Consider the following 26549-nt stretch of genomic DNA (forward strand, 5'->3'; position numbering starts at 1 on the left):
TTAAGCGGATAATTCGAGGGAAACCTGTTCGCCTTGCTGCTCGCTCAATACGCGGTCGAGCAAAGTCGGCAGGTCCTCGCCGGTCGTGGTGCACTTCCAGCCGGGATTTTCAAAAGATAGATGGTAGCCACCGGATTTAGCGGCGACCCACAACTCCCGGTTGGCGGACTGGCGCGAGAGAATTACCTGGCTGCCATTGTCTTCCAGGGTCAGGGTCAGCACCGCATCACTGCGTTCGTAGTCGATATCCCAATCGCAGTGATCGAGTGCATCCTCAATACCGATTAGAGTCTGCTCCACAGCCGCATCATATTCCGCTTGGCTCATCTTTGGTTACTTCTGTTACCGTGTAATGTGTTGAATCAGGTGGGCCGCTATACTATCAGGCTTTTGCCGGTTGCCGCTGCGAATCTCCGACTCTCAGGATGTTATCGATGCTCAAAAAACGACTCTCTCTATTAACCATCACCATCGGTGCCACCGCACTGTTACTGGGCTGTGGCCAAAAAGGTCCTCTCTATCTTCCACAGGACCCCGCCATGCCCGCCTCCAATATTCCAGGTGGCCCGCCGGAGACAGTACCCACCAGCGGTGCGGCACAACCCGGCGAGCCCGGCTCCGCAGCAGAGCAAGCGGTGGAAACCGTTGATGAAATTGAATCTGAAGACGGCTATGGGCCCGACTTTGATATCGATGACACCATTGAGACCGGCCCGACTATCGAAGTCGACGACGAATCGGGCACAGCGGATGACTCCAATGTCGAGGAAGATTTAGAAGAGTAAGAACCGGTCATATGAGAGAGTTTAGTTATCGCGACGGTAGCCTGTGGGCTGAGCAGGTTTCACTGGAACAAATAGCTGAGAATTTCGGCACCCCCACTTATGTCTACAGCCGCGCACACTTTGAACGGCAATATCGGGATTACGCCAAGGCCCTCGACAATCGTCCCGGCCTAATCTGCTACGCAGTGAAAGCCAACAGTAACCTGGGCATTCTGTCACTGCTGGCACAGCTAGGGGCGGGCTTTGATATTGTTTCCGGCGGGGAACTTGAGCGAGTGCTGCTCGCCGGCGGCGACCCATCGCGAATCGTATTTTCCGGAGTGGGTAAAACCTCAGAGGAAATGCGGCGTGCTCTGGAGGTTGGAGTGCACTGCTTCAATATTGAATCAGAAGCGGAAATTGACCGCCTTGAGCGCGTGGCCGCAGAGTGTGGCAAGACCGCCCCAATTTCCATCAGGGTCAATCCCGATGTGGATGCACAAACCCACCCCTATATTTCTACTGGTCTCAAAGAAAATAAATTTGGCATCGCCATAGACAAGGCGATCGAGGTTTATCAGCACGCAGCGGATTCTGAGCATCTGAAAATTACCGGTGTGGATTGCCATATCGGTTCCCAGCTCACCGAAGTCGCCCCCTTCCTAGATGCACTCGATCGCCTGCTGGTCCTTATCGATCAGCTCGCCGAGCTGGGAATTACCCTGGAACACCTGGATCTGGGCGGAGGCCTCGGAGTGCGCTATCGGGGTGAGGAACCACCCCCTGTCGGGGATTACCTGGCGGAGGTCCACAAGCGTATCGGCGAACGCAATTTATCCCTGATTCTCGAACCCGGCCGCTCCATTGCCGCCAACGGCGGCGCCCTGCTGACCCGGGTCGAATACCTGAAGCGTACCGAAGAGCACAACTTCGCTATCGTCGATGCCGCCATGAATGACAACCTGCGTCCGGCCCTTTACCAGGCGTGGCAAGATATTGTGCCAGTGACACCGGACGAGAGTGAAAGTACCCTGTGGGATATTGTCGGTCCGGTATGCGAAACGGGCGACTTCCTGGGTAAAAACCGCTCCCAATCTCTGCGAGAGGGGCAACTGTTAGCCATGTTGTCGACCGGTGCTTACGGTTTCACCATGAGTTCCAATTACAACAGCCGCTGTCGCGCTGCTGAAGTACTTGTGGATGGCGACAAAACTTACCTGGTGCGTGAGCGGGAGACTTTTGCCGACTTGGTTCGCGGTGAGACCACTGTTCCCAAAAAAGCCTGATCAGCTACTTGCATCGCAGTGGGGTCCATTTTTCAGCCCGGGCCCCAAACCGCAGCTAACGCCGCGGAAAATCAGTACGAACAGAGAAATGGAATGCGCGTTAAATTCAGCAAGATGCATGGGCTCGGCAACGATTTCGTGATGCTCGACGGCGTCAGCCAAAAAATTAAACTGACCCCGGAAAAAACTCGTCGCCTGGCAGACCGCTGCCTCGGCGTGGGCTGCGACCAGGTACTGCTGGTGGAGCCGCCCCGAACACCCGAGGCGGATTTTCGCTATCGCATATTTAACGCCGATGGCAGCGAAGTGGAAAATTGCGGCAATGGCGCCCGCTGCTTTGCCCGCTTTGTACGTGAACGCCGCCTTACCGGTAAGAAAAATATCCAAGTAGAAACTGCCGCCGGTTTACTGCACCTTAGAGTGCTGGACGGGGATCAGGTTAGTGTCGATATGGGAGCACCAGTCCTTGAGCCCCAAAAAGTACCTTTTTCCGCCGATCGCCGTGCAGAGTCCTATCCCCTGGAAGTGGACGGGGAGACCTTCACCATTGGTGCTGTATCCATGGGAAACCCCCACGCGGTTCTTCTGGTGGAAGATATCGCTTCCGCACCGGTAGAAAGACTCGGGCCCCTAATTGAACGCCACCCGCGGTTCCCACAAAAGGTCAACGCTGGCTTTCTGCAAGTGGATACACGCACCGAAGCCCAGCTCAGGGTATTTGAGCGCGGCGTTGGCGAAACTCGTGCCTGTGGCACCGGCGCCTGTGCTGCCATGGTATACGCTCGCCTGCGAAACCTGGTGGATGACAAAGTCCAAATTCAGCTCCCCGGCGGCACACTGACAATTCACTGGAGCGGACCCGGCCAGCCAGTTACTATGACCGGGCCCGCAACCACGGTTTTTCACGGGCAGATTATTCTCTAAACAATTGTCCGGGTATTTGGCAGTAAACCCGCCACAAGCGGGTACGGGATAACTCAGAGAGCAGAACGCTTCGCCACATCAGTTGTCCGATGCCCCATCCCCGTGCCAGAAAAAGCAAACACAATGGAACACACAGACGCCAATCAGCCCCCCGAAGAGATTGCCGGCGACACTCACAAGGAAACCCAGCGTGACGATAAACTGCTGGCACGGCAGGTAGCCCGCTACCTGATTCAAAACCCGGAGTTCTTTGAAGAGCGCATGGAACTTCTGGAAACCATCAAGTTGCCGCGGGAAAATGGCAAGACCGTGTCGCTGATGACCCACCAAACGAATTTGCTGCGTGAGCGCAATATCGAAATGCGCCAGCGCCTCGACCAGCTCTTGCACAACGCACGGGACAACGACCAGTTATTCTTCAATAGCCGCCGACTTATCCTGGCACTGCTGGAAGCTGAAAATATCGGTGAAGTCACAGAAGCTCTCTATGCCAGTTTCGCCGCTGACTTCAATGTTGAGTTCACCAGCCTGACTCTGTTCGAGCCACTATCTGTTCCCCGCCAAAGCCTGGGACAAGTTCAGACCAGCACATTTTCCGATGCCGAGACGGCAATTGGCGGAATAATTCGTAACGGCCGCCCCATCTGTGGTGTTTTGCGCCAGCGGGAAAAAGAATTCCTATTTGCGGAAAAAGCGCAATATATCGCTTCAGCTGCCGTAGTTCCTTTGGGCAATCAACTTGGCACCCTAGCGGTAGGCTCTGCTGATCCCCAGTACTACCGGTCTAGCCTGGGTACTTTATTCCTATCCTATATCGGCGAAGTCCTGGAGCGCCTGCTACCGAAACTGCTCAATCGGTAAAAGCTCTGAGAGGGGTTTGGCCAACTGTCACTCCTCCTGCTGGAGGAGCAACAGCGACCAGAGAGATTAGATAGGGCGGCTGCCGTATTTTGGCTGCGGTTTGCGCGGGGGGTCGGCGGTAACTTCTGGATCAACTTCACTAATCGCGCCGCCACCGGCGAGAAACTCCTCTACATCGGAACTTAACTGGCTTCTGGCGCGCTGGCGAGAGGTGATACTGCGTTCTTCTGCAAATTCCTCGGAGTCCTTGCTGCGAGAGTTCTTACCCTGATCTTCATAACCATCTTTCATAGCTAAAACCCTGTAACCTTTACTCCTGTTACAGAGGGAGTACCTCTGTGCCGCCCCTTTCCCGCGGCATCTACAAAACTGACAACCACTTTTCAGTGGCGATCCCCTACCGCGTCAATAGCGGCGATTAATTTATAGGCAGTTCCCCACCCCCGTGCCAGTAACACAAGGAGGAGGCTGTAGAGTTTTTTGTTGGGAAATGAAATGGGAATATTTCAGTTAGTTATGCAGATTTTTGCGCCTGCACCGATAGCAGGTATTTCAAACAAAATAGATAACAAAGATGGGAGGGAAGATAGCGGGACTTATCAGAAGTGCATATAAAGCCCCTTGCGGGGCTTATGATACTCAATCGCTACGTTATGAAAGAGTTATCAAACAGGTTACACAGCTTCGCTACCGGTTTCACCGGTACGGATACGAATGACTTCTTCGAGAGCCGTGATAAAGATTTTGCCGTCACCGATTTTGCCGGTTTGCGCCGCCTTGGTGATTGCCTCAACAGCGGAGTCCACCATCTCATCATCAACAGCAAGTTCCAATTTTACTTTCGGTAGGAAGTCCACCACATATTCGGCGCCACGATAAAGTTCTGTATGGCCCTTTTGACGCCCAAAACCTTTTACCTCGGTGACGGTCATTCCTTGCACGCCCACTTCAGACAGGGCAGTGCGTACATCATCCAATTTGAAGGGCTTTACTACAGCCGTAATCAATTTCATCTTGAGTATTTCCCCTGATTCGTCCTCGTCGAGAGAACCTTACCCAGGCCACTGCCCCGCCTATGGGGCAGCACCGACACTGTTAACTTACTTGTTCATAAATTCCGGGTAAGCTTCCATTCCGCATTCGGTCAAGTCAACACCCTCTTGCTCCTCATCTTCGCTCACACGGATACCAGTGACGAGCTTGAGCAGGTACCACACTGCGAATGAACTGACGAATACCCAGCCGAAGATGGTCAGTGCACCAATCAATTGCCCGCTGAAACTGGAATCATTGTTAGTCACAGGTACCAATAGCAAACCGAGCAAGCCGACAACGCCGTGTACAGAGATAGCGCCCACCGGATCATCAATTTTCAGCTTATCCAGGGTGATGATAGAGAAGACCACCAACACACCGGCGATCATACCGAAGAGGGTTGCCTGCAATGCAGTCGGGGTTGAAGGCTCCGCAGTAATTGCTACCAGACCGGCCAAGGCGCCATTGAGCAACATGGTCAGATCCGCTTTACCGAACAGGATACGGGCGGTGATCAGTGCAGCAATAGCACCACCGGCAGCAGCGGTATTGGTATTCACAAAGACCATGGCGACGGAGTGTGCACTGGCAGCATCGCCCAGCTTCAGTACGGAGCCACCATTGAAGCCAAACCAGCCCATCCACAGGATAAAGGTACCCAGGGTTGCCAACGGCAAGTTAGCACCGGGAATGGCATACACTTGGCCGTTGGGGCCGTATTTGCCTTTGCGCGCGCCCAGTAGCAGAACACCAGCAAGCGCAGCCGCTGCACCCGCCATATGCACGATACCGGAACCGGCAAAATCAGAGAAACCGAGATCGCCCAAGTTATACAGGCCGAAAACCTCTTTACTACCCCAAGTCCAGGCACCTTCCAGTGGATAGATGAAACCGGTCAAAACTACTGCAAAGGCCAGGAAGCTCCACAGCTTCATACGCTCGGCAACCGCACCGGATACAATGGACATAGCGGTAGCTACGAAAACCACCTGGAAGAAAAAGTCTGAAGCTCCGGAATAAACGGAGTCACCCTCAAAACCATTTTCTGCAGAATCGCTGAGTACGCCTTCCAGACTAAACGCCTCAATACCGGACAATGCCCAGCCACCATCGTACATAATGGCGTAGCCAGTCAGCAGATACATAATGCAGGCAATCGCAAACAGGGCCACATTCTTGGTGAGAATTTCCGTGGTGTTTTTGGAGCGCACCAAGCCGGCTTCCAGCATAGAAAAGCCGGCGGCCATCCACATTACCAAGGCGCCGCACATCAGAAAGTAAAAAGTATCAATTGCATACTGCAATTGAAAAATTTGGTTCTCCATATTCCTCTCCGTTCAAATCTGGATATTTATTAAAATTATGTTTTCGGTTTTTAATTAAATTGCTGCATTACCGGTTTCTCCGGTACGTATGCGCACGACCTGCTCAAGCTCTGCGACAAATATTTTTCCGTCACCGATCTTGCCACTCTGCGCGCTGGAACCAATTGCTTCGATAACCGCATCCAGTTGCGAATCTGCCACCGCTATTTGCAGCATGGTTTTCGGAAGAAAATCCACCACATACTCTGCGCCGCGATACAACTCCGTATGCCCTTTTTGGCGACCAAAGCCCTTCACTTCAGTGACCGTTACACCATTAACCCCCGACTCCCGCAGGGCATCTCTCACAGCATCCAGCTTGAAGGGTTTAATGATTGCAGTGATTAATTTCATGGTATTCCCCTAAAGAAAAACGAGCCCTCGCATTAACGAAGGCCCTTTTGTATTACCAGGTATAAGCCGCGCCGGCGAGCAATGTAGGTTCGCACCAGTCGGTCTCGTAGCACTCTTTATCGCTGACATCGGTGCCCACGAAAGAAGCGCTCAGGCTCAAGCCGCCAAATTCTTTACTGAGGGAAACGGAGTAATCGATATAGGAATCAGATCCATCGAGAAAACCTTCTTCTTCAAAAAGGTTTAATCCCAGATGTAGATCGAGAGAAAGATCTGAGGGAAGAGCGAAACTATATTCCGCATAAGGGTAATAAAACTCACCGGTATCCGCCCAATAATCATCGGAATAGGCAAACCCCAACGTTAAGTCTGAAAAACTCAGGCTGCCGTATATTTCCTGATAATCTTCATCTTCACTTCCGCCGTGATAGGCGTAATAAATGTAGCCAACATCAAAGCTAACGCTGTCATTGATATCCGCACTATAACCGCCGTAAAAATCCTGTTCGTAGTCGGTTTGATCAGTCTCGTAATCAAAATCCACTTGGGATGCCCAGGTGCCAATATAAATGCCGTTTCCAAAATCGACATCGACACCACCCTGTAATGCGGGGCCTCCATCAGTCTGGCTAATACCACGGAATCTATAGTCAGAAACTAGACCCACATTGGCACTAATGCTGGGACCGCCCTCGGCAGCCATCGATAAATTTGCAGCGCCCAGTGCGAGAACGGCACCGGTGACGAGAGTGGCAACTTTATACATTTTATTTTCCACTTTGATCCTCCAAGGCTTTTGAAGCTGTTTTTTCGAGTGCTTTTATGGCGCCGCCTGCAATCAGTCCTTCACTGTCGGGTGTGACAGAGGGTCGCTTGCGTCTCGTGAACTGCTACTTTCCCAGACTCCCAATGATCGTTAATGGGACACCTGCACAGATTGTTTGCAGACTTGATGCCAACACTGCAACCGCAAGCAAAATCAATAAGTTAGGAGTAATTGAATTAGTAAAATTCGTACGAATAGAAACTCGGAGGCAAAGTGCTGCACCAACATGGAACTGCCTTTCTTCCTTTGCACTGAAGTGGGGAGGTAAAGATTAAGGTGCGCTCAGAACGGTGCGCTGTTAGGCTGCTTTTTCCAAAAAATGCACTGGGTTACAATCCCGTGCTATTCAAATCCATCTTATTTAGCGAGGAAATGCCCGTGGCAGCAGATAAACTGCAACAGCTGCTGAAAGAGCTACAACAACAGGGCGCCGTGGTGACCAGTGACTTGCGCAGTGCTCTGGAGGTATCACTGGATAAATTGCCATTGGTCTCCCAGCGAGAGTTCGACACTCAGGTGGAGATACTGCGCCGGACCCGGGAAAAGCTGGCACGACTCGAAGATAAGGTCGAAATGCTGGAGCAAGCCCTGGCGCAGAGAGACAGCGCCGCCAAGGACTAAGCCCAGGGAGCCACTTCAAGGATGAAATCGTGAGCCTCTCAGTCACCTACTCCCGAGCTCAGCTCGGGGTCTCTGCACCTCTGGTTACCGTAGAAACCCACCTGGCAAATGGCCTCCCTGCTTTTCATATTGTGGGTTTACCGGAAGCGGCGGTGCGGGAGAGCCGCGATCGTGTCCGCAGCGCCCTAATCAACAGTCATTTCGACTTCCCCCAGCGCCGTATTACCGTGAACCTCGCCCCCGCCGACTTACCCAAGGAAGGTGGCCGCTACGATCTGGCCATCGCCATCGGCATTCTCAGCGCCTCGGGACAGGTTCCCACCGAAACTCTGGAACGTTATGAATTTATTGGCGAGCTAGCACTCACTGGCGCCTTGCGGGAAGTAAGTGGTAGCTTACCGGCAGCCGTAGCCTGCACCAATGAAGACCGTAAACTCATTGTGCCTACCGAGAACGGTGCGGAAGCCGCGCTGGCTACCGGCGAAGTCAGCATTGCCAACTCCCTGCTGGAAGTTTGCGCCGAACTTCATGGGCGTGAATCTATGCCCAAAGCTGTTGCAGAGCCTATTGCCGAAGAGCACCTTTGCGCAGACTTAGCCGATGTGCGCGGCCAACTAAAGGCCCGCCGCGCTCTCGAAGTGGCAGCAGCCGGGAGCCACAATCTGCTTTTTTACGGTCCGCCCGGCACCGGCAAAACCATGCTGGCCAGCCGCCTGCCAGGAATATTGCCCCCGCTGACAACTGAAGAGTCATTAGAGGTAGCGAGCGTTTACTCCAGCGCAGGCCTCCCTCACCAGAGCCTGCGCCCTTTCAGGGCCCCGCACCACAGCGCCTCACCAACAGCGCTGGTCGGTGGTGGCAGCACCCCAAGGCCCGGTGAGATATCCCTCGCGCACCGGGGAGTACTTTTCCTCGATGAAATGCCCGAATTTCCCAGGCACGCTCTGGAGATACTGCGAGAACCCCTGGAGAATGGTGAAGTGCGAATCTCCCGCGCCCGAGCCCAAGTCACCTACCCCGCCCACTTTCAGCTGGTTGGGGCTATGAACCCCTGCCCTTGTGGCTATTTAGGCGAGCCCCGCTGTCGCTGTACCCCAGACCAAATAGATCGATATCGCAACAAACTCTCTGGCCCCCTGCTGGATCGTATCGATATGCAGGTGGAGGTGGGCACTATGAATGCTGTGCAATTACAGGATTCAGCTCCCGGAGAAACTTCCGATACCGTGAGAGAGAGAGTTTGTGCCGCACGCCAGCAACAAATACAGCGGCAAGGTAAGACAAATAACCTGTTAAAAGGCGCAGAGCTGGAAAAGCACTGTGCCTTGGGGGAAAAGGAAAAGCACCTCTTACGACAGTCGGTGGAAAAACTGGGGCTATCCGCGCGTAGCTACCACCGTATTCTTAAAGTAGCTCGAACCCTGGCAGACCTCACTAATTTTGAACATATAAGTACTACTCAAATTGCTGAGGCACTAGCCTATAGAAATCTCGACCGAAGAAACATTAAGTCTCTAATAAATTAATGGAACAACTAAATACTGAGTGATATTTCTTATCAAAAAAATAAGTTGAGTGACTCGCTTATATTACCGTATCTTATCCAACTAAATTTATTTTTGTGAGCACGCTATACCGAGCAATTAAGATTGCTATTGCAATAAAATTCAAAAAATATATTTACCATTATAACTCTCCTAAGAGCACAATTAAAATTTTAAACTCCATCTATTTACACATACAAAACGTTTACTTCGCTAAACAAAAGAAGGATAATTTTTTTGATAGATAGTCGAAAATTATCTTTTATCGGAAAATATGTATGGTTTGAGGAAAATACAATTCCTCCAAATTTGTGGGCTCATTCTTCAATTATTCATACTTTTAAACAGTCTTTCGGTATAGTTATCCTGTAATTCAGTAAGATATTCTGCTACATAGGCGCCTTTTATGTTGCTATATGCAAAGCTACTGGTATGATTGCGAAAATTTTCTATAACGACGCACTATAAATGACTTCGGCAAATGAACTGGAACAGTTTGTCGCAGATAACTTTGGCAATGAAGCACTAACTAAGCTAAAAAATCAATGCCAAGGTGGCGGCAACAACTCTAAAGGAAATAGGCACGAAGAGCGTTTCGCAGCGTTCAAGATTGCCAAGTTTTACGGTGAAGCTAAAAATGACGCTCCCAACATTAAAGTAGGAACACAGAAAAAAGCATTTGTCGATGATTTTGTATTACACAATGAATCCACAGGCGAAAAGCGTAGCTATCAACTAAAGGATGCCAATGAAGTTTATTGGCAGGGAAATAATGGTATTGCCACGCCCTTTCAACGTCAATATAAAATCGATCGTGAATTTAATAAGTTAATCGACCCAAAAACAATATTGGTACTAGCCAATAAAAGCGTGTACGAACGTCGCAAAAGTGACATTCCAGATGAAATTAATAGCCACACTAACTGCCTACACTTCAGCAATCCTGAGTCCATTAATAGATTATTTTTGGAGCAGCAAGAGTTTCGTGATGCAATAACGCAGCTATCTACATCTCCAGAGCTTGATAAACTTTCTGTGGTAGTTCAAAACCTACTTGGAGCCTGGAAGCTACTTAGTACAAGTGACTCAGTAAGCATCGAAGAAGTGATTGACAGGGCTAGAGAAGGTGCAAATCCAGACTTCTTCAAACGAGAAGACGAAGTGGATCTCGATATTGATGATGAATTAAAGGCTGTACTTGACAATATTGATGGGTTAGATTACGAAGTAGTTGAGGGATATCTTAAATATTCGTTTCGCGGCAATATGTTTAGCGGTATCGTTAAGCCCAGGTTGCGGGACGAGAAATTTTGCGCCATAAAACAAGAAATAGTTGAACAACAACCCGTCACTATTATTGATCTTGCTAAGATCTTAATGAGTACAGGGGAATAAGCATGAGAAGAAGCTTTAAAGATAACAATGACTTTCGTGCAAAAAGTCTACTCGAACAGCTGTTAAAAGAAGATCTAGAAGCCAAAGATTATCGGCGTGTAATGCATGATATTGGCGAGCATCTCGGCGCTCGATTTGACGATGCGCAGATGTCTCAAAAATCCTACTGCTTAGTCGTTACAGCAGAAGATGCAGACTTCCTCGCAAAAGGAATTATTGAGTCACTATCAAGTAGAGTAAAGAATGTTTATTTAGTGTGCTTATGGAATCAACGCTCTACGGTAAATGATGTTAGCGTCGCACCAATTTACAATCGTTTTTATGAAAAGGGTTATGAAAAAGCTGATGAATTTATAATTGTTAAGTCAATTATATCAGGGTCTTGTGTTGTAAAAACAAATATAACAGAGCTATATCAACACATTAACCCCAGATCAATTCATATAGTTGCGCCAGTAATACATGAAAAGTCAGAAGAAAAATTAAAGATCGAATTTTCAGAAGATATTTCTAGAAAATTTGATTTTATTTATTTTGCGAAAGACTATACTCGAGATGAAGCATCGGGAGAGGTCAAACCTGGTGTTGGTGGAAATGTATATCAGCGATTAGGCTTTAGGGACCAGCTTGATAAAAATACATATCTCCCTGAGATTGTTATGGAACGAATGGCTGCCTCCGCATAAGAGGCAGCTTAAAATATGCATGATAACTGCAGCGCCTATAAGCCATATAGCCTATTATATTTACCCCAAGGTCCCCTGAAAGTCTTTATAATACCTCTGTACCAGTGGCAAATTTCAAGCAAATCTTAATGTTAAAAAACCGCTTTGTGAGTTAAAAATCTCTTAAGAGTCACTTATTATACTCCAAGCACTGACGTAAATGATCGAAGCTAAACTAACCAGTAAAAAGCAAATATTGCTTAGGTTAATTTCACTATAGTGTTAGAAATTTTTATATCAGAGCAACCTCCTCAGAAACCTAAATCGAACTTAACTAAACACAATCTTGCTGTTAAATAACTACTGTTTACCTCTACAAAATCCGCAGTCACTAGAAAAGTTGACAAAACCGTCTTTGTAGTTATCATGATAACCATTATTATTTAGGGCACTATCTATGGAGCACTTGTTCATTATTGCCAAGATTTCTCCCAAAACAGAGTTCTTCGACCAAGCCAAGTGGGCCATTCTTTCTATAGTGGCTGATACGTTGAAGGAGGAGGGCTGCCTGCAGTTTGTTGTGCACGAGGATAGGGAAAACCTGTTTTTATACGAGGAGTGGCGCAGCCAGGAAGACTTAGACAAGCATTACGTTATGCCCTATATCGCTCCGATATTCGAAGCCTATCAAGAGTGGCTAAAAGAGCCTGTGGAGATCAATAAGCTGGAGAGGTTGGCTTAATACTCTTATGTTTTTTCTCAAAGAACTTCCCTCACAACAGATGGTTGAGGGATATTCCAAGCGATTTTCTGTAAAAGATCCCACTGCCGTTCAGGGCGCCCTTACCATGATGCGCAATGCGAGTCTGTTATTGCGGGAGCTGGAGGGGTATTTTTCTGAACACGGAACCTCCCAGCTGCGCTTCCTGGTAATGATCGTTATCGACCGGGAGCCTCAAAGAGATAGTTTGCTGGCTTCAGAAATCGCAGAGCGCATCGATGTTTCTCGACCGGTAATGACGCGAACCCTCAAAAGTATGGTGGAAGATGAGCTCATCGTTATGGAAGCAGACTCCAGCGATGGTAGGGCAAAATGTGTAGCACTATCCAAGAGTGGAAAACAATTTTTACAGAAAATCTTACCCGGGTATTTTAAGACAATTTCTAAATTTATGGAGGAATTGAACAAATGAAGAAACCGATACTGCACGCCCTGTGCATCTGGGCATTGGTTTACCCTATTGTCACTCTATTACTTCTAGGGATGCGGGCACTGGAATTGCAAATTGCAATTAGTTTAAAAGCGCTAATAATGACCGTTATTCTGGTCCCACTAATGTATTTCTATCTTGTGCCAAAGGTGCATCAATTTTTGGCCCGGCATTAATATGCCGAGCCATGTTTTGTAGCGCAAATATCTAGTCAACTGGATCTTTCTCAGCTTCCAGCTTTTCACTTAATTTTTCTTCCGCTTTCTCTGCATATTGATGACAGCTTACTGATTTTTTCTGTATAGCTTTGTTTTTAAACTCCCAGCCGCTGGCAGGTGCATGAGGGGTAAGTAGTAAATCACAAGGTAAATCCCGCACACGGGCAAAGCTTGTGCGGAAGTCCTCGACGATATTTGGATAGCGGCGATTATCAATCAGTTGATAACCGGGCGCTGTAAGGCTATCCACATAAGCTATATCTTTAGTTTTACCATCAACTTTGTCTTCCCAGGTCCAGGCCATACTGCCTGGTGTATGACCTGGGATAAAATGTACGCGTAGACGCAAATCCCCTAGAACCACTTGCTCGCCATCGTGCAGGATACGATCCGCCTTTATTGGCGGATATAAAAGTTCGTCGGCAAAATGAATATCATTGGCACCACCGCGAGCCATTAACACCGCTGACTCGGCATTGGTTACCACCTGTGCACCAGTTACGCGTTTTAGCTCCGCTAAGGAACCTATGTGGTCTGCATGGGCCTGACTGTGCAAGATTAATTTGAGATCCGAGGGGGCGACTCCCAACCTGCGCATATTCTCCAATAAATGCTCAGCCGTTTGTTCCATGCCACCGTCAATTAGAATTGATCCCTCTTTGCCTTTTAACAACAGTGAGGTAATTCCCTCGGTACCTATTTGCCACGTGTTACCTGCAATCTTTAGAGGCGCTACTGGCTGACGCCAGGATTCTGGTACTTTGTAGGTTTCCAGTTGTGGTAAGACAGCATAGTTTTCCGCTGCCGAAAAACTGGAATAAGCTGCCATTACTATTGCGGCTAATTGGATTCTTATATTCATTGATCAGTCTCAACTTTTACCGGCACCAGAGATACACCCGGGAGCTCCATTTAGTGCAGTCTTTTTGATCCATCCAGAAATTCTTTCAAAGACTTCTCCCCGGTGATTTACGCCATCCCTATCTGTCATATAGTGATCGTAACCGGAGTACTCCCAATAAGTCAGCTCACAACGTCCGGCTGATACATAGGCATCTCGTGCTGCTCGGCCGGAACTGACCGGGGCAGATTTATCTTCTGTGCCCTGGATCAATAATATGGGGGCATGGCTGTTCAATAAATCGTTGACCGGTACCCGATCGACGACATCGGCCCACCAGCGCATAGAGTTTCCACCCCAGACTTCCGCGCTTTCTGGGTTAGCTCGGGCATAGGCGAGTTTGGCATCTACCTCTTTAGCTACGTGGGGCGGAACCAAACTCTTTAGCACTTGAGCAAAGGATTCCCCCAATCCACTTGAAAAGACCACAGCCGCATCGGGATTTAGCCTCGGCGCCAGTCGTGCAACAAGATCACCACCCTCGGAACCGCCGAACAAAACCAGCTTGCCATTCCACCAATCAGCGCCGCGCAGCTCCTCAACAATTTGCTCTACATCTACCGCACGCTGCTCAACGGTATGGTTAGCTACATACGCTTTTGAACAATCCTTTAATTGCTCTTCCGGGCTGTCAGAGTGAGTTACACCATATTTTTCTACCAGCAAAACAGCATATCCTGCCGTCATCTCTTTAGCCTGTTGAATAGTAGTATTTTTAACAGCAGGTAGGCAGCCAGATCCCTGGGCTATCAGGAACAAGCCATATTTCCCTTTATTTGATGGTTGCTCTAAAGACCAGTAAAGCGCTGACCCATCTGGGCGTTTACTGACTTTAAGTAGTGGTTCGGCGGACACGCCGATATGCAAAGCCGCTAGCAGAAAACCAGTTGCCGTTATAAAGGCCGATTTAAGAAAACCCATAGCGAGAACTCCCTGCCCTCACCTGAAATTAATGATGGGGCGATATTTGCTTGGTTATTGTTGGTGAGGGGGTGAACCTCATATTCACCCCCCTATCCGAACCCAAGAAAAAGTAATGGTTCCCGAGCTAACTGAAGCTAATCACATCAAGATTTTTTCCAATCATCAGCACTTAAGCGATAAAGGCAGTGCCGCTGTAGATGGCTTTCGCTGGGGACCAGTGGATGTTCAAAGACGAGAGAATCCCGCCGCATACCCAGTCGCTCCATCACCCGCTGGGAACGAAGGTTTTGTAGTGCAGTAAAGGAAACGACTTCGCTGAGATTCAGGGTATTAAAAGCTACATCCAAAGAGGCTTGTGCAGCTTCACTGGCATAGCCTTTTCCCCAGTGAGGAAAGGCCAAGCGCCAGCCAATCTCTACCGCTGGAGTGAAGGGCAAATCTTCGGTCACATTTTTCATGCCGACAAATCCAAGAAGCTCTTTAGTCTCTCTCAGCTCCAAGGCCCAAAAGCCCCAGCCGTATTTCTCAATATGCGCAATACTACGATCCACACCGGCGTCGCTCTGTTGTCGCGTCAGCAAGGAGGGGAAGAACTCCATCACCCTGGGGTCGGCATTCATTTCTGCAACTACAGGCTTATCTTCCTCTCGCCACTGGCGCAGCTGTAAGCGCTCTGTCATAGGTTGTATTAATTCAGGCATGGAATATTCGCTATTCAATATTTTGTTTCTGCTGAAAATCTACAGACGGTGCGACCATAAAATCGCACTGACCCAGCCATTTTCGCTGCCCTGGATAAGCTGCTTCCTCAAAACCCAATTTCTGGTAGAGAGTCCGTGCCGCTAGATTAGTACGCAGGACAAATAAAGAGCACTCGATTGCATCCAGGGCTCTGGCTCCTGTTTGTGCAAGCTGTACTACCAGCGCACGTCCTAATCCGGCTCCGCGATGATTGGGGGAGACAATTAAGCGACTTAAGTGGCAGCGACCCAGGTGTTGGTAATACTGCCCAAAAGCCAGCACATCGCCGCTACTGTCCTGAAGTGCGTAGCTGGGCAACTCCGGCCAACGACAATCCTCCAAGAAGGACTTCCCCTCGAACGGAAACCTGAAATCGGGACCACCCCACTGTTGGCACTGCTCCCTATCAGGTAGCCAAGACATCAATGTTGGGAATTGCCACTCTTCCATTGGCTTCAGTCTCAAGTTCTCCACGGCAATTCTCCTTAAAGTTACTTGCGACTCTTTGCCAACCATCGATCTAACTGATCGGCAAAAGCTTTGCGGTCCGCCTGGCTAAGGGCCGGTGGCCCGCCGGTATGCACGCCGCTGGAGCGCAGGGTATCCATAAAGTCCCGCATATTCAGGCGCGCGCGGATATTGGCTTTGGTATAGCGCTCCCCACGAGGATTAAGGGCTTCAGCACCCTTGTCGATCACCTCTGCTGCCAGTGGGATATCGCTGGTAATAATCAGGTCCCCCGCCTCGCAGCGCTGCACTATCTCGTTATCCGCCACATCAAAACCCGCTGTCACTTGCACGGAGCGAATATAGCGCGACGGCGGCACCCGCACCGCTTGGTTGGCCACCAAAGTCAGTTCTGTGGCTGTGCGCTCAGCGGCACGAAACAGGATTTCCTTGATGGCGACCGGGCAGGCGTCGGCATCGACCCAGAGTTTTGTCATGGCTATACAACCTTTTCGAGCGTATCGGGCGGTGCGCCCTCATCGCATTTCTTGCAATTGAGCTGGAATCCCAGCATGGACTCGCGCCCTTGTTCAGTGATCACCCAGGGCCGGTTGGTCCAGGGAGGATTGTGGCGTACATGTTGGAAGTGGCCACAGGCGAGCTCCGCCACCCAGTGATTCTCTTCATCCAGGTGGTAGCCGGCGATGGGTTGTTGCATGGGGTTACACAAGCAGGGAATAAGGCGCAGTTATAGCCAATCCCAAGGGCAAAGTATACGTGTGGCCGGTGGTTCGCACTGGTACTGGGATGATTCGAGCCAAGACTGCTAGAATCTCCCGCTTTTCCGCGACGCGAAGATGCAGCCCCATCTATGACCCAGCTCAATCCCCGCCAATCCGAAGCCGTGAAGTATGTCGATGGCCCCTGCCTGGTACTGGCCGGCGCCGGCTCCGGCAAGACCAGCGTAATTACCCGCAAGATCGCCTACCTGATCGAGCAGTGTGGCTACGCCGCGCGCAATATCGCCGCCCTCACCTTCACCAACAAGGCGGCACGGGAGATGAAAGAGCGGGTCAGCAAACTGCTGGCAGGCCCGGATGGCAAGCGCTCCAAGGCGAGTCACGGTCTCACCGTATCCACCTTTCACAACCTTGGGCTGAATATCCTGCGTAAGGAATACCGCGCCGCCGGCTTTAAGCCCGGTTTCTCCATCTTCGATGCGGAAGACGCCCGCGCCCTGATCAAGGAGCTGATGCTCAGGGATGGCGACCTGGATACAGACCTGTTGGATCGGGTACAAAACCAGATCTCCAACTGGAAGAACGATATGCTCACCCCGCGCCGTGCCCTAGAGCAGGCACAGAGCCCCGGTGAGCAGGCCATCGCGGTTGCCTACGATCGCTACTGTGAAGCCCTCAAGGCCTACAATGCCGTCGACTTCGACGACCTGATCCTGCTGCCGGTACAGTTGTTCGACAAAGATCCAGAGTTGCTGCAACGCTGGCGCAAAAAGATTCGCTACCTGCTGGTGGACGAATATCAGGACACCAACAACTCCCAGTACCTGCTGGTGAAGCTGCTGGTGGGTGGGCGCGGCGGCCTCACAGTGGTGGGAGACGATGACCAGTCTATCTACGCCTGGCGCGGCGCGCGCCCGGAGAATATGAGTGCGCTGAAGACCGACTTCCCCAACCTTCGCCTGATCAAACTGGAGCAAAACTACCGCTCCACCAGCCGCATCCTCAAAGTGGCCAACCACCTGATCGCCCACAATCCTCACGAATTCGACAAAGCATTGTGGTCCGATCGCGGCCTGGGTGAGGAGATCCGCGTGCTCAAGGTGGCCAATGAAAATGAGGAAGCGGAGCGGGTCGCCAACGAGATATTTCTGCAGAAGAGCCGTCGCGGCTGCAAGTTTATGGATTTTGCCGTGCTCTATCGCGGCAACCACCAAGCGCGCCTGATCGAAATGAAACTGCAGGAACACCAGGTTCCCTACCAGATGTCCGGCGGTACTTCCTTCTTCGCCCGCGCTGAAATCAAGGATGTGATGGCCTACCTGCGCCTGTTGGTAAATCCGGATGATGACAACGCATTCCTGCGCATTATCAATACCCCGCGCCGCCAAATAGGTACCAGCAGCCTGGAAGCCCTGGGCAACTACGCCAAGGGCCGCGAGATTTCCATGTTCAAAGCCTGCTCGGAATTGGGCTTTAAGGAGCATATCAACGAGCAGGGCTACGAACGCCTGAATCGCTTCGCCCTGTGGCTCGAAGGGGTACAGCGCAACTGTCGCGATACCACCGCCAATGGTGCCCTGCGTGAAATGCTGGAAGATATCGACTACGCCGGTTGGCTCTCGCAAAACGCCAGCAGCGAGAAGGTGGCCGAGAAGCGCATGGAGAATGTGTATTGGCTGCTGGAGAGCCTCAACAAGATTATGGAGGGCACCGACGATGAGCTGGAGCAGGATATTCGCCTGGAACAGGCCATCTCCAAACTGATCCTGCGGGATATGCTGGAGCGCCAGGAAGAAGAGGAAGCCACCGATAAGGTCAGCCTGATGACCCTGCACGCCGCCAAGGGCCTGGAATTCCCCCACGTATTTATGATCGGTATGGAAGAGAACTTACTTCCCCACCGCAACAGTATTGAAGACGACAATATCGAAGAGGAGCGCCGCCTCACCTACGTAGGCATTACCCGCGCCCAGCGCACCCTCACCATGACTTTGGCAGGCAAGCGCAAACAGTTCGGCGAAACCCAGGACACCACGCCCAGCCGCTTTATTGACGAATTGCCAGAAGAAGATGTGTTGTTGGAAGGGTTTGGTAAGGCGACGCCGGAGCAGAATCAGGCGAAGGGAGAGGAAACTTTGGGGTCGTTGTTGAGTATGTTTGATTAATTTCTTATTGATTAAATATTTTCAAATATTGCCGTAACTGCAAAAACAGATACTAAAAACAAAAAAGGCCGCTCAATGAGCGGCCTTTTTCCAATAGTGAAACAGCTTACTTGCTGTTATCCACCATGTAATTCACAGCAGCTTTGATCTCGTCATCGCTACAGTCCATACACAGGCCTTTGGCCGGCATGGCATTGATACCGTTAATGGCATTGTTGTAGAGAGTGTCCATGCCCTTGGCAATGCGGGGTGCCCAAGCTGCGGCATCACCGAATTTAGGCGCACCTGCAACACCCATTGCGTGACAAGTCTGGCAGCTTGCATTGTAGATATCCTGACCACTGCGAGCAGCGCCGCCGCTAGCACCCTCAGGAGCTGCCGCTACTGCCGCTGCACACTCTTCACCTTTCATGCAGGTTTCACCTGCCGGAGCAATTCGCTCTGCGATTTCTTCATTAACAGACTGCTGGGCCACTGCCGTAGCCGCACTGACGGCCAATGCCGCCACAATACCCAAAATACGCTTCATCATATTCCCCCAAAAGGACCGAAGTGAGTTGGCCCACAAACGTTCAAAATATCGTCGCAAACTCCTACGCCGCGCATTATAAGCACTGCGCCGCCACCTGCCAAAGACTATATAAGCCAACAGAATGTCCTTTAACCCGCCCCCCAGCTTCTGTATAATCCGCCTCCCATTGGCACTGATAGCCAATTAAACCGCCCGTAGCTCAGCTGGATAGAGCGTCGCCCTCCGGAGGCGAAGGTCAGAGGTTCGAATCCTCTCGGGCGGGCCATATACAAAAAAAGCCCGCTTATGCGGGCTTTTTTTGTATATGGCTAACTCCCAGGGTTTTGTTCGAACTCAGGTTCGACTCGAAGGCAGCAAAGCTGCCGTAGAGCAGCGAGCCCAAAGGGCGAAGCTAATCCTCCCGCACACCACCCACTCATGCGGGCCTCTTTGTATATGGCTAACCCCCAGGCTTTGTTCGAACTCAGGTTCGACTCGGAGGCAGCAAAGCTGCCGCAGGGCAGCGAGCCCAAAGAGCGAAGCTAATCCTCCAGCACACCACTCGCAGAAGCGGGCTTTTTAATATAGCGAACTCTCTAATTCACAATATTCTATGCAGTCGATCCTATTTATATTCACCTACTTCATGATCTACTTGAACACAGATTCAACTTGGAAGTAACTCAGCGGCTAAAGATTCGCCTACCCACAGGGAGAAACGACCTACTTAAAACACAACCGTAAATATTTTCTCTTTATATTAATACTGATGAGGAATCGGTCATCTCTATACAATGAGAAAAGGAACCTTATCAAATTAAAGAGGTTTCATAGCTGGCTTAGTCCTTAAGTTAGCCTCATACTTAGATTTATATAAAGCAACAATTTTGTAAATCAGAGAGGAGCATTATGCATCGGAAAGTAAAATTCGGTCGCACTATGCCTTTAAGCGAGTTCAAAACTAATCCAAGTGCCGCATTACACGAAGCAGAAGGTGACGCCATAGCGGTGACTTCAGATAATAAAGTCCAGTTTTATGCTGTACCCAGTCAACTGTTTGAAGACATGACTGAGTTCTGTGAAGTCGCCCAGCGTGGAACCATGGAAATGAAAGATTTACCTCCCCAAGCGACGGGAGATGCAATGGACATGGAAAAAGTGACTCGTAAAATGGCGAAGAAACTGAAAGATTCGAAGCCAAAAGATATAGGAAGTTTTGAGGAAGAGTAATGAATAAAGACTCAAGACATACCGAAGGTCGAAACCTAAATTTTCAATCTACTGAGTTCTCTGAAGAGATTATCGAGCCAAGTACTCGAAATTTCGAAATTCAAGAAAGTGAATTGAAGAAAATAGCACAGAAAACAACCCAGCACGCAAGGCTACGTCAACCCAAAAAGGATACTGGCTGGTGAAAGAAATTAGAGTCTTCACCCATACTTGGTTACGCGAGTCCATGGATGAACAAAAAAGAAAGGCACTAGTTGCGGAGTTTAAATCATATAAAGGGGAGGAAGGGATGCTTCCCCGTTCCTTTGGCCGTGATGTACCTTATGATCGCACCTTTAGGCGCTCTTCCTTAGAACTGATGCATCTCCATTATAAAGAGCAAGGCTTTCCCGTGAGACTATTACAGTACCGCCGTACTAGTGGTTATGTTCTGGCCTACTGCCCTGGTTTTATGGAACCGGATACTTATCTCCTTATTGGGATAATAAAGCATTTTGATCCAAGAAAACCTGAAGAAGTAATAAATACAGATAGAGACAATAATTTGATGGCAAAACTAGAGGATATTGCTGAAAATTTTCGAGAACAGTATTAGAAATTATTCAGTCTAATTACTTTACATAGCTTGGGACCTATTACGCAATACTATTTACTACTGCCAATTGAATTTCATCAGGAAATGTTATATCCCATAATTACTTAATATTTAAAATAATTATGGGATGCTTAACTTTACCTCTCTCAAGATCAGCCTCAACTGTTCAAGCAGCTTAACTTCACTCTGTATATTTACTCAACCCAACGGCACCCTCAAAGGCTCAATCACCACCTGCTCCCCAGCCTCTACACTGCCACTCTCTCGCGCCAAAACGATAAAGCAGTTAGCAGCAGCCAGGCCGGAAAGAATATGGCTCCCTTGGGTACCAACCGGTTCTACTACCAATACCCCGTTTTCATCACTGCGATATACACCCCGCTGGAAATCGGTACGGCCCGGCTTTTTCTTCAGCGGTTTTAACAGTTTTGCCTGTAAGGTCTGCGGGCCAGTCCACTGATCGCCTTTCATCACACTCAAGGCGGGAACGGCCAGTTGGTAGAAAGTTACCAGGGCGGAAACCGGGTTGCCGGGTAGGCCGAAGAAGGGCGTTCCCTGTAGGAAACCAAATGCAAAAGGTTTGCCGGGCTTCATCGCCACTTTCCAGAAGCCGATCTCTCCCAGTTCTTCCAACACTTCACGGGTGTAATCCGCTTCACCAACGGAGACTCCACCGGAGGTAATAATTGCATCGGCCTCTTCGGAAGCACGCTGCAAGGCATCGGTAATAGCCTGTTTGTTATCGGGCAATATACCCAAATCCAAAATATCCAGGTCCAGCTGGTCCAGGGCTGATAACAGGGCAATGCGGTTGCTATCGTAAATATCGCCCTTACCCAGGGCGTCGCCGGGCTGACGCAATTCATCGCCGGTGGAGAAAAGTGCGATTACCGGTTTGCGCACTACAGTCACTGTGCCCACACCGGCAGCGGCGAGCAGGGCAATATGTGGAACGCTGATGCGCTCTCCGGCCTTGAGCAGGCTAGCTCCTTCAGCCACATCTTCACCGCAGCGGCGAACATGGTCGCCAGCGCGAACTTCACAATTTATTCGTATCGACTCCCCTTGGGCATCGACATTTTCCTGCATCACTACCGTATCGGCACCTGCGGGTACTGCGGCTCCCGTCATAATGCGCACGCAAGTGCCGGGGTTCACCACACCGTCAAAAGGTGCACCGGCAAAAGATTTGCCGATCAGTTCCAGCGGCAAGCCACTGGCCAGGTCTTCAAAGCGCAGGGCGTAACCGTCCATTGCGGAGTTGTCGCAGGGCGGTAGGTTTACTGTGGAGATAACATCCTCAGCCAATACTCGACCGGCGGCTTGTGCCAGGGGCAAAGTCTCAGTGCCACTGATTGGGCTCAGTGCCTCGAGAAGTTTTTCGCGGGCGCTTTCGATGGGCATCAGGCCCGGTTGGCTACAGCAGTCGATAGTGGGCATGGACAATATCTCTTACTTCATTCCTTTGCGGTTGGGACAAACTAGTGGCTGCGGTTTTGGGATTCCGGTCGCTTCTGATTAACCATCCACACAGCAGCTTCCACCCGGGAGCGCATGCCCAACTTTTTCAATAAGTGTTTAACGTGAACCTTTACAGTGGCATCACTGATATCCAATTCACGGGCGATTAACTTGTTACTGAGGCCATCGGCGATCAATTGCAAGATCTGGTATTCGCGACTGGTGAGCGTCGACAGGGTATCCGCACCGGAATTGTCCGGTTTGCGCAGAGCGGAGGCGAGGATCTCGGTAAGGCGCTGGCTGATAGCGAGCTTGCCGTGTGTGGCCTGGATAACCTGATCGAGAATATCTTCCGGCTCCATATCCTTGAGCAGGTAACCATCGGCACCGGCACGAATACAGGAAACTACGTCCGCATTGTTATCGGAAACCGTGAGTATCACGATACGTGAGGCTACATCGGCTGCACGCATTGCCCTCAGGGTATCCAGCCCGTCCATACCGCGCATATTCAGGTCCAATAGAATAAGGTCCGGCTCGTGCTGTTTGGCCAGCTCCAGCGCTTCCTCCCCGCTGCTGGCCTCGGCTACCAACTCCAGGCTGGGCTCCATAGCAAACAATTGCTTGAGACCTTTACGAAACAGAGGATGGTCATCAACCATCATTACCGTGGCAGAAGAAGTCATGGGGTGTCCTGCTTCATTGCTGTAAGTTGTACTAATTCTGAACAGTGACTTTAACACAGGGCTCAGTGCCTGCGCTTACCCCCAAATGGGTAGCTATTACGCGCGGGGGCAAAGGGGTTACTTACTGTTGGTAATTGAGCAGGGATAAGCACCGGCCCATAGTGGCCGGACGAATCATTTCGAGGAGGAGTGGCCGCCGTGTCTGACATCTACGAGTGGGCCCCAGAGGACAGCAAGTTCTGGCAGTCCAAGGGCAAAAAAATCGCAAACCGGAATTTGTGGATATCCATTCCCAGTTTGCTGTGCGGCTTCGCCGTGTGGCTCTACTGGGGCATTATTACCGTTCAAATGCTCAACCTTGGCTTCCCCATTGCCAAAGCCGACCTGTTTACCTTGATGGCAATTGCCGGCCTCACCGGCGCCACCCTTCGAATACCCAGTAGTTTCTTTATTCGATTATTCGGTGGGCGCAACACCATTGTCTTTACCACGGCCCTATTGATGGTCCCTGCCCTAGGCACGGGTATCGCCTTGCAAAATCCTGAGACCCCATTGTGGGTATTCCAGCTGCTGGCTCTGCTGTCAGGTATTGGCGGTGGTAACTTCGCCTCTTCCATGTCCAATATCAGCTTCTTTTTCCCCAAGGAAAAACAAGGGTTGGCGCTTGGCCTGAATGCGGGCTTGGGTAACTTCGGTGTTACCACCATGCAGATCCTGGTACCGCTGTTTATGACCTTCGGTGCCTTCGGCGCTGCCGGCGGCGACCCCATGATCCTGGTGAGCAGCTCTGGCTCCCTGATTGGCAAAGTACCAGCCGGTTCTGAAGCGTGGATTCAAAATGCCGGTTTTGTATGGCTGCTATTCCTGATTCCACTGGCCTTTGTAGGTTGGTTCGGTATGAACAACCTGCGCACCGATGAAGTCACCCCGGATGTGGGCAGCTCTATCGGCGCGATGTTGAAGATGACCATGATGTTGGGAATCGGCCTCTTCACCGCAGTTACAGGTCTGTGGCTGTTGCTTCCCGAAGCGGCCAATGGTTCAGGCTGGGGCGTGCCCAAGGAAATCGTGCTGGTGCTGGTAATCACTGCTACCGTGTTCGGCTTGAAGCTGCTGCCCGGTGAGATCAAAACCAGCTTGCAGCGTCAGTACCGTATCTTCAACAACAAGCACACCTGGGTGATGAGTGTCATTTACACCATGACCTTCGGCAGCTTTATCGGTTTCGCAGCGGCCTTCCCCCTGGCTATCAAGGTGATCTTCGGATACAGCCACGTAATGGTGGATGGAGTTATGACTCACGATACCATCAACAACAATGGCCCCAGCGCCCTGATGTACGCCTGGATGGGCCCGTTTATCGGCGCTCTGATTCGCCCGGTAGGTGGTTGGATCTCCGACCGCATCGGCGGAGCCCTGGTTACTCAAATCTGTGCTGCAATCATGGTGGGTAGTGCCCTGGGTGTGGCTTACTACATGAAGGCCGCCTACGGCTCAGCCACTCCGGAAGAGTTCTTCCTACCCTTCTTCCTGCTGTTCCTGGTGCTGTTCGCCGCTACCGGTATCGGCAATGGCTCTACCTTCCGCACCATCGCCATGGTGTTCCCGAAAGAACAGGCAGGCCCGGTATTGGGATGGACTTCAGCAGTTGCCGCCTACGGTGCCTTCTATATCCCCAAGGTCTTCGGCGAGCAGATCAAAGCCACCACTCCGGAATACGCTCTGGCAGGCATTGCCATCTTCTACGCAGTTTGCCTGGTAGTTAACTACTGGTTCTACCTGCGCAAAAACGGTGAATTCTACAATCCATAATTTGGTCTCACGGGCGGGGAACCGCTGTTGCGGGGAGGTTTAACCTCCCCTTTTTTATTTCACCTGAACCAATATCGGCGTTATATCCGAACCTTCAAGCAGGCTGGAAATCAGCTGCCTATCAGTATCCCTGCGATAGTAGATCGTCACTTCATCCAAGTCTTCAACGGTCGGCATCGTCGGGCATAGATGCCTGGCAATAGCCATACACATCTGCTCATAAAAATCTAAATCGTGCAGCTTATCCAGATAGATATGGCCCCCTGCGATATCCTCAGCACTAACCGTATGGTTGTAACCTACGGGAGCCTGAAAATAGTAGGCCTGCACAGTAATAGATCCATCTGCACTTTCAGTGACTTCGTATTGGACAGGTCTGCCGCAGATACTCTGTTGGTACCCAATAAGATCCTCCGCAACTGAGGCAAGACTGTCATCCGTCTCAATGGTGCTCTCAATTTCACTGTAGGCTTGATGAATAGCTTCAAAGCAGCTCAAGCAAGACTTAACACCCGCTTCTTGCAGCTCTGGCAGCAGTTCTGTCGCCATATCTTCTAGCAATTGCACCAGCTTTTCTGCCGAGATAGCGTCGCGAAAATAGTAAGAGCCTTCTCCCTCAATCGCCGACTGGAAGATTTTTAGCTTGCGCTCCGGGCAATAGAAATCGAGGTGGTAGAGAGGCTGTTCTGGATCGGAAGTGTGGTTACTCAGCTCTACCTTGCCCAAATACGGAATAAAGAAGGTAAAGGACCAATACTCCGGGCAGTGTATAAATCGCCGGCAGTGCTCTTCGATATAACCTGGCAAATATTGAAGGTCGAAGAAATTGGCCAGATGGTAGTTACCACCCTGGTATTCCGCTATGGAGTCATAGTTATAAAACGGGTGCTCGCCGTGGAAATCTATCTTAACGCTCTGCCCACTGGCTGCGCGGCAAGCCAGATGAAAGTACAAGGCATCGTCTTTGTAAGTAGAGTGGATAACGATAGCGTCGCCCTTTCGGCGAAGCTGATAACGGAAAGCATCGACCCGGTAGGGCTCACAATCCTCAAGTAGCTCGGCAATTTCCAGCTCACCCGATTCCAGGCGGCTTACTCGATAGTTGTGCCCGCCTTCTTCTATGCAACGAGTAAGTACTGGATGTAGATCCTCAATGGTCACAGCTTTCGCTACAGGTAAGCCCTCGACCTGTGCTTTTTCCCGGTAAAACTTATCGCCCTCGTTGAAGAGGGAAATTCCCAACACAACGCCCATAGGAGCACCAATTA

Annotated in this window: 32 protein-coding genes and 1 tRNA gene; 17 read left to right on the forward strand and 16 right to left on the reverse strand. The window is 50.4% G+C overall.

Features of this window, described 5'->3' with window-relative positions; genetic code table 11:
* Positions 1 to 327, reverse strand: a complete 327-nt coding sequence (gene cyaY, locus ACJJI6_RS15740; protein WP_444906653.1) for an iron donor protein CyaY — start codon at positions 325 to 327, stop codon at positions 1 to 3.
* Positions 328 to 434: 107 nt separating this feature from the next.
* Here cyaY and lptM point away from each other — a divergent pair, with 107 nt between their 5' ends.
* The 4 genes from lptM to ACJJI6_RS15760 all read left to right on the forward strand — a co-directional run bounded on the left by lptM (position 435) and on the right by ACJJI6_RS15760 (position 3835).
* Positions 435 to 785: an LPS translocon maturation chaperone LptM gene (gene lptM / locus ACJJI6_RS15745; RefSeq protein WP_282930330.1), complete on the forward strand. Its 351-nt coding sequence runs from the start codon at positions 435 to 437 to the stop codon at positions 783 to 785.
* 11 nt (positions 786 to 796) lie between these two features.
* Positions 797 to 2050, forward strand: a complete 1254-nt coding sequence (lysA, locus tag ACJJI6_RS15750) for a diaminopimelate decarboxylase (protein ID WP_475711154.1) — start codon at positions 797 to 799, stop codon at positions 2048 to 2050.
* Positions 2051 to 2143: 93 nt separating this feature from the next.
* Positions 2144 to 2974, forward strand: coding sequence for a diaminopimelate epimerase (dapF, locus tag ACJJI6_RS15755; RefSeq protein WP_475711155.1), 831 nt, complete (start codon positions 2144 to 2146; stop codon positions 2972 to 2974).
* 123 nt (positions 2975 to 3097) lie between these two features.
* Complete coding sequence (locus ACJJI6_RS15760) at positions 3098 to 3835, forward strand: DUF484 family protein (protein WP_444926434.1); 738 nt, start codon at positions 3098 to 3100, stop codon at positions 3833 to 3835.
* Between the two features lie 66 nt (positions 3836 to 3901).
* On the opposite strand, the gene ACJJI6_RS15765 is transcribed toward ACJJI6_RS15760, so the two are convergent.
* The 5 genes from ACJJI6_RS15765 to ACJJI6_RS15785 all read right to left on the reverse strand — a co-directional run bounded on the left by ACJJI6_RS15765 (position 3902) and on the right by ACJJI6_RS15785 (position 7366).
* Complete coding sequence (locus ACJJI6_RS15765; RefSeq protein WP_108731384.1) at positions 3902 to 4126, reverse strand: hypothetical protein; 225 nt, start codon at positions 4124 to 4126, stop codon at positions 3902 to 3904.
* A 383-nt stretch (positions 4127 to 4509) separates the two neighbouring features.
* Positions 4510 to 4848, reverse strand: a complete 339-nt coding sequence (locus ACJJI6_RS15770; RefSeq protein WP_108731383.1) for a P-II family nitrogen regulator — start codon at positions 4846 to 4848, stop codon at positions 4510 to 4512.
* Positions 4849 to 4935: 87 nt separating this feature from the next.
* A complete protein-coding gene (gene amtB, locus ACJJI6_RS15775) occupies positions 4936 to 6195 on the reverse strand; it encodes an ammonium transporter AmtB (protein WP_282930335.1) in 1260 nt (419 codons plus the stop codon).
* Positions 6196 to 6249: 54 nt separating this feature from the next.
* Positions 6250 to 6588: a P-II family nitrogen regulator gene (locus ACJJI6_RS15780; protein WP_282930336.1), complete on the reverse strand. Its 339-nt coding sequence runs from the start codon at positions 6586 to 6588 to the stop codon at positions 6250 to 6252.
* Between the two features lie 52 nt (positions 6589 to 6640).
* On the reverse strand, positions 6641 to 7366 hold the full coding sequence (locus tag ACJJI6_RS15785) for a TorF family putative porin (RefSeq protein ID WP_475711157.1): 726 nt from the start codon (positions 7364 to 7366) through the stop codon (positions 6641 to 6643).
* A 420-nt stretch (positions 7367 to 7786) separates the two neighbouring features.
* Between ACJJI6_RS15785 and ACJJI6_RS15790 the strand changes: the two genes are divergently transcribed.
* The 7 genes from ACJJI6_RS15790 to ACJJI6_RS15820 all read left to right on the forward strand — a co-directional run bounded on the left by ACJJI6_RS15790 (position 7787) and on the right by ACJJI6_RS15820 (position 13026).
* Positions 7787 to 8035 carry an accessory factor UbiK family protein gene (locus ACJJI6_RS15790; RefSeq protein WP_282930338.1) on the forward strand — a complete coding sequence of 83 codons (249 nt, stop codon included), beginning with the start codon at positions 7787 to 7789 and terminating at the stop codon, positions 8033 to 8035.
* Between the two features lie 29 nt (positions 8036 to 8064).
* Positions 8065 to 9561 (forward strand): YifB family Mg chelatase-like AAA ATPase, encoded by a 1497-nt coding sequence (locus ACJJI6_RS15795; RefSeq protein ID WP_475711158.1) that lies wholly within the window; start codon positions 8065 to 8067, stop codon positions 9559 to 9561.
* A 486-nt stretch (positions 9562 to 10047) separates the two neighbouring features.
* The gene (locus ACJJI6_RS15800) at positions 10048 to 10974 is read left to right on the forward strand and encodes a hypothetical protein (protein WP_475711160.1); all 927 of its coding nucleotides are present in this window, start codon (positions 10048 to 10050) and stop codon (positions 10972 to 10974) included.
* Between the two features lie 2 nt (positions 10975 to 10976).
* Positions 10977 to 11660, forward strand: coding sequence for a hypothetical protein (locus tag ACJJI6_RS15805; protein ID WP_475711162.1), 684 nt, complete (start codon positions 10977 to 10979; stop codon positions 11658 to 11660).
* A 436-nt stretch (positions 11661 to 12096) separates the two neighbouring features.
* Positions 12097 to 12381: a putative quinol monooxygenase gene (locus tag ACJJI6_RS15810; RefSeq protein WP_475711164.1), complete on the forward strand. Its 285-nt coding sequence runs from the start codon at positions 12097 to 12099 to the stop codon at positions 12379 to 12381.
* Between the two features lie 7 nt (positions 12382 to 12388).
* Positions 12389 to 12832 carry a MarR family winged helix-turn-helix transcriptional regulator gene (locus tag ACJJI6_RS15815; RefSeq protein WP_475711166.1) on the forward strand — a complete coding sequence of 148 codons (444 nt, stop codon included), beginning with the start codon at positions 12389 to 12391 and terminating at the stop codon, positions 12830 to 12832.
* Positions 12829 to 13026: a putative antibiotic biosynthesis monooxygenase gene (locus ACJJI6_RS15820; protein ID WP_444906660.1), complete on the forward strand. Its 198-nt coding sequence runs from the start codon at positions 12829 to 12831 to the stop codon at positions 13024 to 13026. Before ACJJI6_RS15815 ends, ACJJI6_RS15820 begins: the two co-directional genes overlap by 4 nt.
* Before the next feature lie 31 nt (positions 13027 to 13057).
* Here ACJJI6_RS15820 and bla read toward each other — a convergent pair whose 3' ends face one another.
* The 6 genes from bla to ACJJI6_RS15850 form a co-directional block, all read right to left on the reverse strand.
* Entirely contained in the window at positions 13058 to 13924 is an 867-nt protein-coding gene (gene bla, locus ACJJI6_RS15825) for a subclass B3 metallo-beta-lactamase (RefSeq protein ID WP_475713465.1), read from the reverse strand.
* A 15-nt stretch (positions 13925 to 13939) separates the two neighbouring features.
* Positions 13940 to 14890: an alpha/beta hydrolase family protein gene (locus ACJJI6_RS15830; RefSeq protein WP_475711168.1), complete on the reverse strand. Its 951-nt coding sequence runs from the start codon at positions 14888 to 14890 to the stop codon at positions 13940 to 13942.
* 146 nt (positions 14891 to 15036) lie between these two features.
* The gene (locus tag ACJJI6_RS15835; protein ID WP_475711169.1) at positions 15037 to 15594 is read right to left on the reverse strand and encodes a GNAT family N-acetyltransferase; all 558 of its coding nucleotides are present in this window, start codon (positions 15592 to 15594) and stop codon (positions 15037 to 15039) included.
* A 10-nt stretch (positions 15595 to 15604) separates the two neighbouring features.
* Positions 15605 to 16108, reverse strand: a complete 504-nt coding sequence (locus ACJJI6_RS15840; RefSeq protein ID WP_475711171.1) for a GNAT family N-acetyltransferase — start codon at positions 16106 to 16108, stop codon at positions 15605 to 15607.
* A 17-nt stretch (positions 16109 to 16125) separates the two neighbouring features.
* A complete protein-coding gene (locus ACJJI6_RS15845; RefSeq protein ID WP_152450565.1) occupies positions 16126 to 16578 on the reverse strand; it encodes a YaiI/YqxD family protein in 453 nt (150 codons plus the stop codon).
* A gap of 2 nt (positions 16579 to 16580) precedes the next feature.
* Positions 16581 to 16799 (reverse strand): DUF3565 domain-containing protein, encoded by a 219-nt coding sequence (locus tag ACJJI6_RS15850; protein WP_252084134.1) that lies wholly within the window; start codon positions 16797 to 16799, stop codon positions 16581 to 16583.
* Positions 16800 to 16952: 153 nt separating this feature from the next.
* Between ACJJI6_RS15850 and rep the strand changes: the two genes are divergently transcribed.
* A complete protein-coding gene (gene rep / locus ACJJI6_RS15855) occupies positions 16953 to 18986 on the forward strand; it encodes a DNA helicase Rep (RefSeq protein WP_252084133.1) in 2034 nt (677 codons plus the stop codon).
* 106 nt (positions 18987 to 19092) lie between these two features.
* On the opposite strand, the gene ACJJI6_RS15860 is transcribed toward rep, so the two are convergent.
* Positions 19093 to 19515, reverse strand: coding sequence for a c-type cytochrome (locus tag ACJJI6_RS15860; RefSeq protein ID WP_413665824.1), 423 nt, complete (start codon positions 19513 to 19515; stop codon positions 19093 to 19095).
* A gap of 191 nt (positions 19516 to 19706) precedes the next feature.
* Between ACJJI6_RS15860 and ACJJI6_RS15865 the strand changes: the two genes are divergently transcribed.
* The 4 genes from ACJJI6_RS15865 to ACJJI6_RS15880 all read left to right on the forward strand — a co-directional run bounded on the left by ACJJI6_RS15865 (position 19707) and on the right by ACJJI6_RS15880 (position 21322).
* Positions 19707 to 19783 (forward strand) — tRNA-Arg (locus ACJJI6_RS15865).
* A 623-nt stretch (positions 19784 to 20406) separates the two neighbouring features.
* On the forward strand, positions 20407 to 20727 hold the full coding sequence (locus tag ACJJI6_RS15870; RefSeq protein WP_444906665.1) for a hypothetical protein: 321 nt from the start codon (positions 20407 to 20409) through the stop codon (positions 20725 to 20727).
* Positions 20727 to 20912 (forward strand): hypothetical protein, encoded by a 186-nt coding sequence (locus tag ACJJI6_RS15875; protein ID WP_444906666.1) that lies wholly within the window; start codon positions 20727 to 20729, stop codon positions 20910 to 20912. Before ACJJI6_RS15870 ends, ACJJI6_RS15875 begins: the two co-directional genes overlap by 1 nt.
* On the forward strand, positions 20909 to 21322 hold the full coding sequence (locus ACJJI6_RS15880) for a type II toxin-antitoxin system YafO family toxin (RefSeq protein ID WP_444906667.1): 414 nt from the start codon (positions 20909 to 20911) through the stop codon (positions 21320 to 21322). Before ACJJI6_RS15875 ends, ACJJI6_RS15880 begins: the two co-directional genes overlap by 4 nt.
* Before the next feature lie 198 nt (positions 21323 to 21520).
* Here ACJJI6_RS15880 and moeA read toward each other — a convergent pair whose 3' ends face one another.
* Positions 21521 to 22762, reverse strand: coding sequence for a molybdopterin molybdotransferase MoeA (moeA, locus tag ACJJI6_RS15885; RefSeq protein WP_475711173.1), 1242 nt, complete (start codon positions 22760 to 22762; stop codon positions 21521 to 21523).
* A gap of 41 nt (positions 22763 to 22803) precedes the next feature.
* The gene (gene narL, locus ACJJI6_RS15890) at positions 22804 to 23469 is read right to left on the reverse strand and encodes a two-component system response regulator NarL (protein ID WP_108731363.1); all 666 of its coding nucleotides are present in this window, start codon (positions 23467 to 23469) and stop codon (positions 22804 to 22806) included.
* A 198-nt stretch (positions 23470 to 23667) separates the two neighbouring features.
* Between narL and ACJJI6_RS15895 the strand changes: the two genes are divergently transcribed.
* Complete coding sequence (locus ACJJI6_RS15895) at positions 23668 to 25281, forward strand: MFS transporter (RefSeq protein ID WP_475711174.1); 1614 nt, start codon at positions 23668 to 23670, stop codon at positions 25279 to 25281.
* 54 nt (positions 25282 to 25335) lie between these two features.
* On the opposite strand, the gene ACJJI6_RS15900 is transcribed toward ACJJI6_RS15895, so the two are convergent.
* Positions 25336 to 26535 carry a hypothetical protein gene (locus tag ACJJI6_RS15900; protein ID WP_475711176.1) on the reverse strand — a complete coding sequence of 400 codons (1200 nt, stop codon included), beginning with the start codon at positions 26533 to 26535 and terminating at the stop codon, positions 25336 to 25338.
* Positions 26536 to 26549: the final 14 nt, after the last annotated feature.

Source organism: Microbulbifer maximicatervae (SeqCode) (assembly GCF_056232625.1).